Source organism: Echinicola vietnamensis DSM 17526 (assembly GCF_000325705.1).
GTDB lineage: Bacteria > Bacteroidota > Bacteroidia > Cytophagales > Cyclobacteriaceae > Echinicola > Echinicola vietnamensis.
The window spans coordinates 3,953,065-3,965,873 of the sequence record NC_019904.1 but is presented as its reverse complement, the minus strand read 5'-3'; the positions used below and the strand labels follow the sequence as shown (position 1 = coordinate 3,965,873).

Here is a 12,809-nt window from a genome sequence, read left to right as displayed (position 1 = left end):
AAAATAAGACAAATTCCATAATTCCGCTTGTTACCTTTTATTCTAGCAGCAAACCATTGTTATTTTACTTTATTCTGGTAAATAGCCTTAATGAACTTGTCTGTTTCACCAATACCCGTTTGTTTAAGGATTCTTAACGCTTCGGGTTGTGTCATGCTAGTAGGGGTCACTTGGGAATTTTTATAAATGATCAAATTTCCAGACCACGGATCCGGTGAACCTGGCACAAACACCAACTTATCCCCCTCGGGAAGCTCATCCACCAGAAACCCCAGCACCAAACCATCCATCGGAACTAACACCACTGGCAAATCTTTGTTTTCACGTATGCCTGCTGCTGATTGGAACGTGCTTTTCATTAATCGATATGCGGGGAACATCGTCAGAATATTATTCTCTATCCAAGTAACAAAAGACGTCCCCACAGAAGATGAAGCAACTAGCCCTAATATAAAACAAATCAGAATCAACAATATAATGGCCATCATATAGCTGAAGTCCAAAATCTTATCTTGGTCTTCATGTAGTGATTGTGAAATCTTCAAGGCCAATGGATGAATGATGCGAATGACTTTCCCCATTAGCATGAAAGTCAATATCAACGGAATGACAAAAAACAATCCGCCTTTCAATGTTTTATTGATAAAATCCATCACTAGCTTCATAGCTCTAAGGTATCACCTATTTCGTAAGAAAAACTTTACCTAAAATAGTCAGGTTTTAGATGAAAACCATCAAAGTGAATAAAAATCGTCCAATATCCTATCCATTTGTAGAGAGACCAACTGCAAAAGGAAGGAAGGGCTAAACTCCCTAATCTTAAAACCACGGACAAATAAAAACACCATGAATTCCCAAAGGGGCCAAGGCCATGCTCTAACCTGTGCTGAAAGGAATTTATAAGTGCTTTGTGCCATAGAGCCTTAGTGGCAGCCCCTTGTTCCGATAAATAAAGAAATTCTCCACCAAGAAATAAGGGATCAAGCAATATTTCTGGGGGGATGATTTTCGACATGTTTTTATGAAAGAAAATTTTACACCGCTAAAACGATGCTTTTCCTCCATCCGCTCGAATGGGGTTAAACGGAAAATGTTGAATGGGTTAATTTACCATGGGCTTCACCCATGGCTACGAATGTGTCGAGGTTGTTTCAAAAATAAATAATCCGTCATCACGAGCGGAGTGAAGTGATCTCGATGTGCTTTCATTGCACGAATGACGAGATTGCTTCTTCCGATAACCATCGGAATCGCAATGACGAGAACTTATGAGACAACCTCTGGTTTTCGAGTTTACATCATACCTAATGCCACGGATCAAGCAATATTGCTGAGGGCAACTTTATTTAAAAGGATGCTATTTCATCTATGAACTGGATGAATCCAAGCTTTGCCAAGAAGTCCTCTTCATAGCCAAAGGCAGGGGCATCGTAACCTTTTAAGTCATGTAAGCTACTGATAAAAGATTTGAACACGGATTTGCAACGCCTTAAGCATTCTATCTGTGTTTATCAGCGTTCATCCGTGGCCAAATAGCAACCAAAGGTGGCGAAGAACATATTTACCCATCGAAATAGGCTACCTCCATCTTTTCGGCTTGATCCGAAATAAGGCTTGATCCCAAGCATCCTTGGAGTCTAGCTAAAATTCTAATCGCCCAAAAATGCAAAAAGCCTCACTTTCGTGAGGCTTTTGCGGAATGGACGGGACTCGAACCCGCGACCTCCTGCGTGACAGGCAGGCATTCTAACCAACTGAACTACCACTCCAATTTTTTGATGAACCCGAATCAGCGAATATATGTTAGAAACATTACACTGCTCAAGCTACTGTATTTTCAGAAAAGAACTAAAATATTCAAGCGGAATGGACGGGACTCGAACCCGCGACCTCCTGCGTGACAGGCAGGCATTCTAACCAACTGAACTACCACTCCGTTTATCAATTACAAAAGCCAGTTTCTTAAAGAACTAAAGACTTTTGTCTGTTTGTTTTTCAATTCTTATTCCAACTCCTCGTTTGAAGTGATGCAAAGGTAGTAGTTCTTATTTTTATTGCAAAACCTATGTCAAAAAAAATACCATACACACGTTTAGTACCCTCTTTTTCAGCTCAATAATTTTCAATATTATGCTACCTTGGATATTGGAAAGCTTCTTAAAAGCTTTAAAAAGGGAGAAATCTATTTTAGGCACCTCATAATGTCGTATAAATTTCCGCAAGCCTATCTAACCCCGTATATTTGTAGTCCATTTATCAAGATGTAACATCCCCGTCATGAATCAGGTCTCCTTTCAAGGTATTATAGAAGCCAGTGAAGCACTCCAAGAAGTCCTCCATCCTACTCCGCTCCAATTCAACGAGCAATTAAGTGAGGAATACGGATGCCGAGTTTACCTCAAAAGGGAAGACCTCCAGGCGGTAAGGTCCTACAAGATCCGGGGAGCTTATCATAAAATAAGTTCCTTATCGGAAGAAGAGAAAAGCCGTGGGGTCGTCTGTGCCAGCGCAGGGAACCACGCCCAAGGGGTTGCTTTTGCCTGCAAAAAGCTAGGCATCAAAGGCACGATTTTCATTCCGTCCACAACTTCTGCCCAGAAAATCAACAGAATGAAATTGTTTGGTAAGGAAATGGTGGAAATCGTCCTTTCAGGAGACACGTATGACGATGCTTACCAAACGGCCGCTGAATACTGCGAAGAAAGAGGAGCGGTTTTCGTACACCCCTTTGACGACCCCAAAGTCATCGAAGGGCAAGGCACCATTGCCAAGGAAATCTTGGACGATGCTGAATTCCCAGTGGATTATTTATTCCTTCCCATTGGCGGGGGAGGCATGGCTGCCGGTGTCAGTACTTATTTCGAACAATCCAGTCCCGAGACCAAGCTGATCGGCACAGAGCCCAAAGGGGCACCTTCCATGCTGACATCCATCCAAAACCTAAAGAACACGGTTTTGGACGAAATAGATGGGTTTGTGGATGGTGCAGCCGTGAAAAAAGTTGGCAACATCACCTTTGAGATCTGCCGGAAGAGCTTGGACGAAATGCTCTTGGTGCCTGAAGGCCGCATCTGCACCACCATTCTCAACCTTTACAATAATGAAGGGATTGTGGTGGAGCCTGCCGGTGCCATGACCTTGGCTGCCCTTTCACTTTACGACAAGGAAAAACTCAAAGGAAAGAACGTAGTCTGTGTGGTGAGCGGTGGCAATAACGACATCATGCGAACAGCAGAGATCAAAGAACGCTCATTGCTCTACGAAGGGCTCAAACATTATTTCATGGTTCAGTTTCCCCAGCGCCCTGGAGCACTGAAAGACTTCGTCTCCAAAATCCTTGGGCCAGATGATGACATCGCTTATTTTCAGTTCACCAAAAAGAACAACAGGGAAAACGGCCCTGCAGTAGTAGGCATCGAGCTCAAGGATCCTCAAAACCTGCCCGGGATTTTTGATCGCCTGAAGGAAAATCGCTTTAAATATAATTACCTCAATGAAAACCTGGACCTACTGACCCTCCTTATGTAATCAGTTGACTATCGTGAATACGCCTCTCTTTTGACTGGAAATGTATTCCCCGTCCATACGATAGCGGTATTCCAAAAAGTAAGTGTAGGAATCGTTTGAGGCCAAATCTCCTTTAAAAGTCCCATCCCATCCCTGGGATCCGGAATAAATCAACTCCCCCCAGCGGTTGTAGATCCTTAAGGTAAATTCAATCGGACAGCTTGACACGGGTTGATATATGCTATTGACACCTCCTCCTTGGGGATTAAAGCCTGTAGGCATCCTCACTTCGGGGGGTAACTCCTGTATTCTTTCACGCGCAAAAGCTAAGCATCCATGATTGTCCTGAACGGTCACGCTGTACTCCCCCTTGGGAATAGCTTCGAGTGTTGCCTGGGTACTGCTTCCATAATCCCAAGTAAACTGATAAGGGCTGGTTCCGCCAGTAGGAATGGCCATCAATGCCCCTCCTGATTCCCCGGGACAACTCCTGGTCAGCACCTCAATCCTCGCTTCCAATGGCCTTGGCTGTGACACCTCTACTTCCAAATCGACTTGGCAATCATTGGCATCGAAAACGATAAAAGCATGGCTTCCCGCTGCCAAGGTCTTTACCCGCATTTCATTTCCATTTACCTCAGCTTCATGATCAATGCGGTACGGTCCCGTACCGCCACTAACATTTAAGACCACTTCAGCATCTGCCATGCCATAACAGCTTGTTCCTGGATTTGACATAACGGATGCTGTTAAAGGAGCAGGCTGCTCCACCTGCAAATCGGTATAATGAACTTGACAACCCAACGCATCGGTAATGCTTACATCATAGGCCCCGGTGTCCAAGTCCTTTGCCAATGGACTGTTCAATGAACCATCATGGCTCCATTGGTAAGTATAAGGACTTTTTCCCCCTGAAACTTCCAAGCGTATTTCACCAGAATTCCCTCCATGGCAGGCAACATCCTGGATAGCAGGTGTCGCGGTAATGGGATCGTTTACCCGAACCTGCAATACCTCAGAAGCCTCCATACATTGCGGAGCAGCTTTTTGATACACCTCATACCAAATCCTTTTTTCTGTTTCCAAGGCATTCCACCTGACTTCTACCCTTTCTTGATCATTGGCCGTAACCAACACTCCGCCCTCTACAAACCAACGGTACCCAAGCTCCTCCTCCGGAGCTATTACTTGATACAGATGTGAAGTTTCGGGATCCGCACATACTTCCTCCGGCCCATCTGGTGCCGCTGGCGTCGCAGGATCCCAAAGGGTTATGGCCTTGGAGATCGGCGCGCCAGGACAACCTTGCTCCGTGTAGGGCAAAAGCGAAACCGTCGCCATATCCGAGCTAACATCCCATAAAACGGTGGCCTTATTCCCTTCCGTAGAAAGCAGCTCCCCACCCGTTACCTCCCATTCAAAATGGTCAATATTCTTCATTTCAACAGCCTCGTAAGTGATCGGCCCCATCCCCTCACATACAAAATCATCTCCCAAAATTTTGGCATGGGTAGCCACGACCGAAACGTCAAAATGAATTTCTTCAATGTGGTCACAAGTGGTCGGGCCATCCGAAGCATAAACGGTCACTTGATAGGTTCCCGGTTCCTTAAATTCGTGCTGTATCTCCGCTCCGAATTTGGCCTCTTCCGCCCCTTCGATATACCAATTAAAGTAATCAAAAACAGGGTTTTCAGGAACGATCTTCCATGTAAAGGGTTGATCGAGACACGTCACATTTTCTCCTATCACCTCAAAATTATCATAATACGTATCCGTAGAAAAATCCAGGTTTTCCAAATTGGCCCCTACCGCATATCCATAGGATTCCAGGTCACCAAAACCATAGGCATACGCAATAAAACCTCCCGGATTATTCAATCGGTGAACACCACCTTCCACCTCCATCCTGGCATAGGCATAATCGGTGTTGCCGGGAACAGGCTGAAAAGCTGCCGATATATCCTCCCCATCCAATCGCATCCCATTGATTCCTGCCTGTTTGACGACAATATTGACGTAGTGAAATTGGATTTGTACGATATCCATCGATGTGAAGGTCACATCTTCCAACAATCTTTCAGAGGGGTTTAAGGTCACCATAAACGGGTCACCCAAAGCATAAAGGGGATCCTGTTGATCATTACAATTTCTACTTTTGGAAAAGGCGGTAACAGAAATGTCTTTTGATCCGCGGATGGAAACCACCTCATCAGGACCTACGTCCATGGCCATCCATTCACCTGCATCAAGCGTTCCCTTACTTTGGCCGTTCGCCATGATAGTGGTACCATTTTCTGCTGCCAACACCTTTACCAATTCACCTGAAGAGCGGGATTTTAACGGAACATGGATGGAAGATTTCCCCCAGGTATTTACGGGATACATTTGCTGAAACAAGTGATCCGGTGCCGATCCGCATTCCCCGACGCCGGACCATTTATTCCCCCCAAACACCGCAATGTTTTTACAGTCAGACGATTGGTCATCGCGCACCCTTACCCGGCTACCCGTCAAGTCTCCTTTGGCTTTTAGTTGATAGCTTTCGCCGGCCTGAAGGAGCACCGTAAAAGGCACATCCGCCTGCTTCCCATCGATGGTATTGACAGAAGGAGTGATTTCCACCGTAGTGTGATCTTCCACTCCCACCACCAGTAAGGTACTCTCATCATTCACATTCATTTCCGCTCCGGGAGTAGTATTGGGCGTGATTTCGTAATGCGAGGTGACGAGATAATCCTTCCCAAGCGTTCGTTTGGGCAATACAACTGTTCCATCAGCACTTTTAAAGCGCTCGTTAAAGGCAAAAACAGAAACTTTTCCGGTTGAGGTAATAAAAATGCCTTTATTCTCTTTGATTCCGGAATTTCTATGCAGCAAATCAAGGTCATATTCAGGAACCCGCATGGTATAGCTTTCCCCTTTCGCCAAATCAAAGGAATATACCATCCCTGCAGCAATCCCACTGAGGTCTATGGTGCCTTTTGCAGGTTCATTTGCAGAAATAACAATCACCGCTTTCCCATTTCTTCCATCTGTATTGTTGTCCATAAACCCGACCCAAAACTCCTTCCCCACCGTAGTCAGCTGGCCATGTACCGGAAGGACGGGCAGCATGTACATGCACCAAATAAAAAAGCAATAAAGGGAAATTCTTGGCTTCATGTTGACAGGGGAATTATTTAGGGTAAAAAATCACACGTTGCAAACAGGCCAACTTCACATCATCATGGCCTAGGTTACTTGATTTATCATCAACCGAAACAAGCCTTTAAATGCTTGACTTTGCAGAAAGGTAATCGAATCGATTCAAAGACCTTTATCACTTGCTGCTATTTGATAATAAAAGGTATTTTTTCAGCCTGACACTTATCGAATAAAATAAGCCGTCGCCTGCATGGTATTCTCCACACCCTTTTCCAATTTTCTCTGGATGCCACCATCAACCAAAACAAAATAATAAACCAATAATAATATATTTATAGAAATAATATTTCACTCAAACTCGAACCTAACCTAAACTAAATTCTAACAAAAACACCCTACACCTACTTTTAACACAATTAATTATTATAAAAATTACGAATAAAACAATATTTACCCCTTACCTTTTCGAACTAAGCTAACAAAGTTGGTGTTGGGAGTAAGACAAAGTTTATTTTGATCCGATAATGTCAGAAGGGGTATGAGCAAAAAGCAATATTTTGTAGTTATTTTAATTTTGGGGGCCTTGAGTACCATCAGCCCTTTTTCCATTGACATGTACCTTCCTGGGTTTCCTTCCATTGCGAAAAACCTCGGAACTAGCATTGCCAATGTCCAGCTTTCGCTTACCAGTTATTTGGTAGGAATAGCCATTGGTCAGCTTTTTTATGGCCCTTTATTGGATCGATTTGGCAGGAAAAAGCCCTTGTATATTGGATTATTGATCTATGTCCTGGCTTCCATGGCCTGTGCCTGGAGCAATAGTGTGGAAAACCTGATCTTGATGCGTTTTGTTCAAGCCATTGGGGGCTGTGCCGGCATGGTGGCTGCCCAAGCAATGGTGAGGGATATTTTCCCGGTAAACAAGACCGCACAAGCGATGGCGCTACTGATGCTTGTGATCGCAGTTTCTCCTATGATTGCGCCTACTGTGGGCGGTTTTGTCACTGCCCATTATGACTGGCACACCGTTTTCATGATCTTGGCCGGCATCACACTGGTGATTTTGATGGCTTCTTATTTCTTCTTGCCTGACGGCGCAAAGCCAGACCATGAAGTTTCCCTGAAGCCCAAGCAAGTCGTAAAAAAATACGTGGAAGTCACCAAAAACCGCCAATTCCTGGTTTATATGCTGATCGGTGGTGTGGCCGGTGCCGCTCCATTTGCCTATATCTCTGGTTCTGCTGATGTTTTCATGAACATCTATGGGGTCACTGAGCAGCAATACGGATGGATATTTGCCCTGTTGGCCTTTTCCATGATCGGCTCCACACAGCTAAACCACATTTTGCTTAAGAAATTCACCAGTGAGCAGATCATCAAGGTCGCCCTGACTTACCAGACGATCATTGGTTTTGCCATGATCTTGGGCGTTTGGAATGGATGGTTAAATGTATACACCCTGATCGGAATGATGTTTATTTTCCTTACCGGCCACGGGTTGTGTAACCCCAATGCGGCTGCCCTGACATTGGCACCATTTAGCAGAAATGCTGGAAGTGCTGCCGCCATGATGGGCAGTATGCGGATGGCCATGGGCGGTGTGGTATCAGGAGCGGTCAGTATTTTCCACAATGGCACAGCCAGTCCGATGGTCATCATGATGACCTTTTGTGCTGTCGGTGGCTTACTGACATTGGTCATTGACACAAACCAAAAAAAAGTCGAAAAAAAACGCAAAGCCTTGGAAGATGAAAAACATCACTCCATGGCGGTTTAATATCATATAACAGTTGATTAACAGCCGATTAATTTTTGAAGGGCCGTTGGTTTGTCGTACAGACCAGCGGCTTTTTATTTAATGGCCACCAATACTCCATTCAGGGCACGCTACAGCATACACTTGATAGCTTTGCAGCACTTTTAAGTAATCCGTGGCTTTAACGTGAAGCAAACGGGCAGTACCCAACTTTACGGTTGGTCCTGAATCAAAACTTAGCATAGCCGGCGGCAGGAAGCTTGGAAGGTAACCAAAGAGGATTGGACGGCATGGTCCTTTACAGATGGGGCATATTTATTTTAAAATGACTCCCATCCACCTTTTATTCTCATCAACCGCCCTTATCGGTGGCAAAAATCGTTTCTCCGCCCAATAAAATTTGTATCTTTGCCACTTGTAAAAACAGCAACGGAACGATCCATGATTTCAGTAGATAATCTTTCTTTAAAGTTCGGAAAACGAACCCTTTTTGATGAAGTAAACTTAAAGTTCACCCCAGGCAACTGCTATGGTGTGATCGGTGCCAACGGGGCAGGAAAATCCACCTTCCTGAAGATCCTTTCTGGTGACCAAGACAGTACCACCGGCAGTATAAATATCACGCCTGGCCAGCGTATGGCCGTTTTGAAACAAAACCACTTTGAATTTGATGAAGTGGAAGTACTCAAAACAGTGGTGATGGGCCATAAAAAGCTGTACGCTATCATGGAGGAAAAAGATGCGATCTACATGAAACCTGACTTTTCGGAGGAAGACGGATTGCGGGCGTCAGAACTGGAAGCTGAATTTGCAGAAATGGACGGTTGGAATGCGGAATCTGATGCCGCTGCCATGCTTTCTGGTTTGGGCATTTCTGAAGACCTTCACCATGTCTTGATGAAAGACCTTGCCGGTAACCAAAAAGTGAGGGTCTTGCTTGCCCAGGCCTTGTTCGGAAATCCAGACATCCTCATCCTCGATGAGCCTACTAACGACCTGGATGCCGAAACCATCAATTGGCTGGAAAACTTCTTGGTCAATTTCAAAAACCTGGTGATAGTCGTTTCCCACGACCGGCACTTCTTGGATGCCGTATCCACCCACATCGTGGACATTGACTTCAGTAAGATCAAAATCTACAGTGGTAATTATACCTTCTGGTACGAATCATCCCAACTGGCGGCCAAGCAAAAAGCCGATCAAAACAAAAAAGCAGAGGAAAAGCGAAAAGAGCTTCAGCAATTTATCGAGCGGTTCTCTGCCAACGTGGCCAAGTCCAAGCAGGCCACGGCCAGAAAGAAAATGTTGGAAAAGCTCAACGTGGAAGACATCCAGCCTTCTACCCGTAAATACCCGGGCATCATCTTCAAACCTGAAAGGGAAGCGGGTGATCAAATCTTCATGACTGAAGAACTCGAGCTGAAGGACGAAGGGACCACTTACTTCACCGATGTAAACCTGATGGTGGACAAAGGCGACAAAATTGCTTTCATTTCCAGGACCAAACAAGCGGTCAACAAATTCTTCCAGACCATCATGGAAGAAATTCCTACCCAAAAGGGAGAGTTTAAATGGGGCGTAACCATCAACAAGGCTTATCTGCCAAATGACAATTCGGAATACTTCAAAACCGACCTGAATCTGATCGATTGGTTGCGTCAGTATTCTTCCAACCAAGAAGAGGCATACGTGAGGACATTTCTCGGCCGAATGCTGTTTACGGGAGAAGAAACCTTAAAATCGGCTTCGGTACTCTCTGGAGGTGAAAAAGTAAGGTGCATGATCTCCAAAATGATGCTCCAAAACCCCAACCTTTTGGTCATGGATGAACCGACCAACCACTTGGACTTGGAATCCATCACAGCCTTTAACAACGCCATCATAGAATTCAACGGCACCGTGCTCTTATCCTCATATGACCATGCTTTTGTCCAGTCTACGGCCAATAGAATCATAGAATTCACTCCTAATGGCACCATCGACAGAAGGATGAGCTATGATGATTACCTTGAAAGTGACGAAATCAAGGCCCTTCGGGAAAGCATGTACCAAAAAGGGTAAACTTACCAAAAGAAAAACCATTGCCCAATCCCTTTTTGGACATGACTGCATGTCTAAAAAGGGATTTTTTAGCTCCATAGACCTATGACTACGTATCCACAAATCACCCTAAAAAAAGGCAAAGAAATATCCCTCAAAAGAAGGCACCATTGGGTGTTTTCAGGTGCGATTGCCCATACAGCTCCAGACCTCAAAAACGGTCAGCTCGTCAGCGTCTTCAGTCATCGACAAGAATTTTTGGGCACGGGTCATTATCAAAAAGGCTCCATTACCGTCCGCATTATCAGTTTCGAGCCAAAAGAAATCAATGCTGCCTTTTGGGAAGAGAAGCTCCAAAACGCTTACGAAATGCGGGCGAAGATCGGGCTGGCCGATAATCCTGCCACCAATGTGTACCGCCTCGTTCACGGGGAAGGCGATCAACTCCCAGGACTGATCATCGACCATTACCATGGTACGGCAGTGCTCCAAACCCACAGTGTGGGAATGTACCAACACCGGGAGGAAATTTCAACCGCATTGCAAACTGTTTATGGAGAAAAATTAAAGGCCGTTTACGACAAGAGTGCTGAGACACTTAAGGGCTTGGCGGGCATCGAAAACCAGTTTCTTTACGGCGCCCCCCTGACCAATGTAGTGCTGGAAAATGGCTGCAAGTATGAAATCGACTGGGAAAAAGGGCAAAAGACAGGTTTTTTCATCGACCAACGGGAAAACCGAAAACTGCTGGGAACGTACAGCCAAGGGAAAAAAGTGCTGAACACCTTTTGCTATTCCGGTGGCTTCTCCATTGCCGCCTTGGAAGCAGGTGCCGCAGAAGTGCATTCGGTAGACATTTCCGCAAAAGCCATTGAACTCACAGAGAAAAACTTACAGCTCAATCGCCAATTTGACGGAAAGCATGCTTCCAAAGTAGCGGATGTCGTCAAATACATTCGAGAAATAGAGCAAGATTATGATGTGATCGTGCTGGATCCGCCGGCATTTGCCAAAAACATGAAGGCTCGCCATAATGCTGTCCAAGCCTACAAAAGGCTGAATGCAGAAGCACTGAAGCATATTAAGCCTGGTGGCATCCTGTTTACATTCAGCTGCTCACAAGTGGTGGACAAGCAGCTATTTGCCCATACCATCACCGCAGCAGCGATCGAGGTAGGCAGGAGTGTTCGTATCCTACAGCAACTCACCCAGCCTGCAGACCATCCGATCAATGCATTCCATACGGAAACAGAATACCTGAAAGGTTTGGTCTTGTACGTGGAATAAAGGAATCAAAGCGGAAAAAGGTTCATGCAGGAATGTCCCTTTCCATTATTTAACGTCTATGTTGTACACAAAGGCCCGGTACTTCAGCAGTGCCACGAAAACGGCTCCGCCCACTGCATTTCCTAAGAGTGCAAACACTTGGAAGTTAAGGTATCGCTCAAATGTAATTTCCGGTGAGCCTATCAAACCGGCAAACACTTCCACATTTCCCACGATACTATGGTGAAGTCCGGTAAAGGCCATCATGGAAGTGATGATGAAAATAATCACTATTTTACTCAATGTGTCCCGGGAGGAGGACAATAACCACGACAGTAAGCCCATTAGCCATCCAGCCAATACCGCACTGGTAAAAATCACCAAACTGGGAAAATCCACTGCATGAAGGGCTACCTTACCGACAATCTGCATATCAAAAATACCCAGTCGCGGACCGATCCATAGCAGCAGCATTGCAATCAGGAAACCGCCAATTAGGTTACCTGAAATCACCAATCCCCAGATTTTCAGCAGACTTCCAACACTCCGTTTTTTATTCAGCACGGGCAAGGTCAATAAGGAAGTTTGTTCGGTAAACAGAATGGATTGGCCCAAAATAACCATGATAAATCCCACAGGATACACCAAAGCGGTCAATTTATAGCTGATGTCTTCAGACAGGCTTTTGGAAAAATAGGCATATACTGTACAAATCAGCAAATAACTAAACCCGATTTCCAATCCGGCCGTCAGCGAACTGAGCAGTAAACTACTTGCTTTTTTATCGTATGTTTCCAGCCCCTCAGTGATCTGCTGCTTCAGAATCTCACCATGTGACTTCGTCCCGTCATTTGAGACGGACTTGGATTTCTTAAGCTCAGAATCGATGCTTTTCTGCCGCTTCTCTTCTTCCCGTTGTCGCTTTGCTTCTTCTTTATCTTGCTTGTCTGCCATGAAGTTTCTGCTTTAAAACCGCAATAACGCACAAAATCCGTTTCCTTCATAGTTTGGTGAAAGTAAAATGGTAAAATAACCAGATAACAATATCCTATATTTCGCGGTATGTACTAGCTCATCTTAGCATTATTTAAGG

Annotated in this window: 8 protein-coding genes and 2 tRNA genes; 4 read left to right on the top strand and 6 right to left on the bottom strand. The window is 45.0% G+C overall.

The features are described from left to right. Positions 1–59: 59 nt before the first annotated feature. From ECHVI_RS16345 to ECHVI_RS16330, 4 genes are all read right to left on the bottom strand, one after another. Positions 60–665 carry a DUF502 domain-containing protein gene (locus tag ECHVI_RS16345; RefSeq protein ID WP_015267123.1) on the bottom strand — a complete coding sequence of 202 codons (606 nt, stop codon included), beginning with the start codon at positions 663–665 and terminating at the stop codon, positions 60–62. Positions 666–1,346: 681 nt separating this feature from the next. Continuing rightward, entirely contained in the window at positions 1,347–1,475 is a 129-nt protein-coding gene (locus ECHVI_RS24250; RefSeq protein ID WP_281168823.1) for a hypothetical protein, read from the bottom strand. A gap of 220 nt (positions 1,476–1,695) precedes the next feature. Continuing rightward, positions 1,696–1,769, bottom strand: a tRNA-Asp gene (locus tag ECHVI_RS16335). 93 nt (positions 1,770–1,862) lie between these two features. Continuing rightward, a tRNA-Asp gene (locus tag ECHVI_RS16330) sits at positions 1,863–1,936 on the bottom strand. Positions 1,937–2,277: 341 nt separating this feature from the next. On the opposite strand from ECHVI_RS16330, the gene ilvA reads away from it, so the two are divergent. After that, entirely contained in the window at positions 2,278–3,528 is a 1,251-nt protein-coding gene (ilvA, locus tag ECHVI_RS16325) for a threonine ammonia-lyase IlvA (RefSeq protein WP_015267122.1), read from the top strand. Here the strand turns inward: ilvA and ECHVI_RS16320 are convergent, their stop codons facing one another. Then, the gene (locus ECHVI_RS16320; RefSeq protein WP_015267121.1) at positions 3,529–6,672 is read right to left on the bottom strand and encodes a gliding motility-associated C-terminal domain-containing protein; all 3,144 of its coding nucleotides are present in this window, start codon (positions 6,670–6,672) and stop codon (positions 3,529–3,531) included. It abuts the gene before it with no gap. Between the two features lie 520 nt (positions 6,673–7,192). On the opposite strand from ECHVI_RS16320, the gene ECHVI_RS16315 reads away from it, so the two are divergent. The 3 genes from ECHVI_RS16315 (at position 7,193) to ECHVI_RS16305 (ending at position 11,737) form a co-directional block, all read left to right on the top strand. Then, positions 7,193–8,431, top strand: coding sequence for a Bcr/CflA family multidrug efflux MFS transporter (locus tag ECHVI_RS16315; protein ID WP_015267120.1), 1,239 nt, complete (start codon positions 7,193–7,195; stop codon positions 8,429–8,431). A gap of 420 nt (positions 8,432–8,851) precedes the next feature. Then, positions 8,852–10,471, top strand: a complete 1,620-nt coding sequence (locus ECHVI_RS16310; RefSeq protein WP_015267119.1) for an ABC-F family ATP-binding cassette domain-containing protein — start codon at positions 8,852–8,854, stop codon at positions 10,469–10,471. Positions 10,472–10,555: 84 nt separating this feature from the next. Beyond that, positions 10,556–11,737 carry a class I SAM-dependent rRNA methyltransferase gene (locus ECHVI_RS16305; RefSeq protein WP_015267118.1) on the top strand — a complete coding sequence of 394 codons (1,182 nt, stop codon included), beginning with the start codon at positions 10,556–10,558 and terminating at the stop codon, positions 11,735–11,737. A gap of 45 nt (positions 11,738–11,782) precedes the next feature. Here ECHVI_RS16305 and ECHVI_RS16300 read toward each other — a convergent pair whose 3' ends face one another. Continuing rightward, a complete protein-coding gene (locus tag ECHVI_RS16300) occupies positions 11,783–12,670 on the bottom strand; it encodes a formate/nitrite transporter family protein (protein WP_015267117.1) in 888 nt (295 codons plus the stop codon). Positions 12,671–12,809 lie beyond the last annotated feature (139 nt).

Coding starts and splice junctions, on each gene's coding strand:
- ECHVI_RS16345 (WP_015267123.1), bottom strand. CDS start 665: ATGAAGCTAGTGATGGATTTTATCAATAAAACATTGAAAGGCGGATTG.
- ilvA (WP_015267122.1), top strand. CDS start 2,278: ATGAATCAGGTCTCCTTTCAAGGTATTATAGAAGCCAGTGAAGCACTC.
- ECHVI_RS16315 (WP_015267120.1), top strand. CDS start 7,193: ATGAGCAAAAAGCAATATTTTGTAGTTATTTTAATTTTGGGGGCCTTG.
- ECHVI_RS16310 (WP_015267119.1), top strand. CDS start 8,852: ATGATTTCAGTAGATAATCTTTCTTTAAAGTTCGGAAAACGAACCCTT.
- ECHVI_RS16320 (WP_015267121.1), bottom strand. CDS start 6,672: ATGAAGCCAAGAATTTCCCTTTATTGCTTTTTTATTTGGTGCATGTAC.
- ECHVI_RS16305 (WP_015267118.1), top strand. CDS start 10,556: ATGACTACGTATCCACAAATCACCCTAAAAAAAGGCAAAGAAATATCC.
- ECHVI_RS16300 (WP_015267117.1), bottom strand. CDS start 12,670: ATGGCAGACAAGCAAGATAAAGAAGAAGCAAAGCGACAACGGGAAGAA.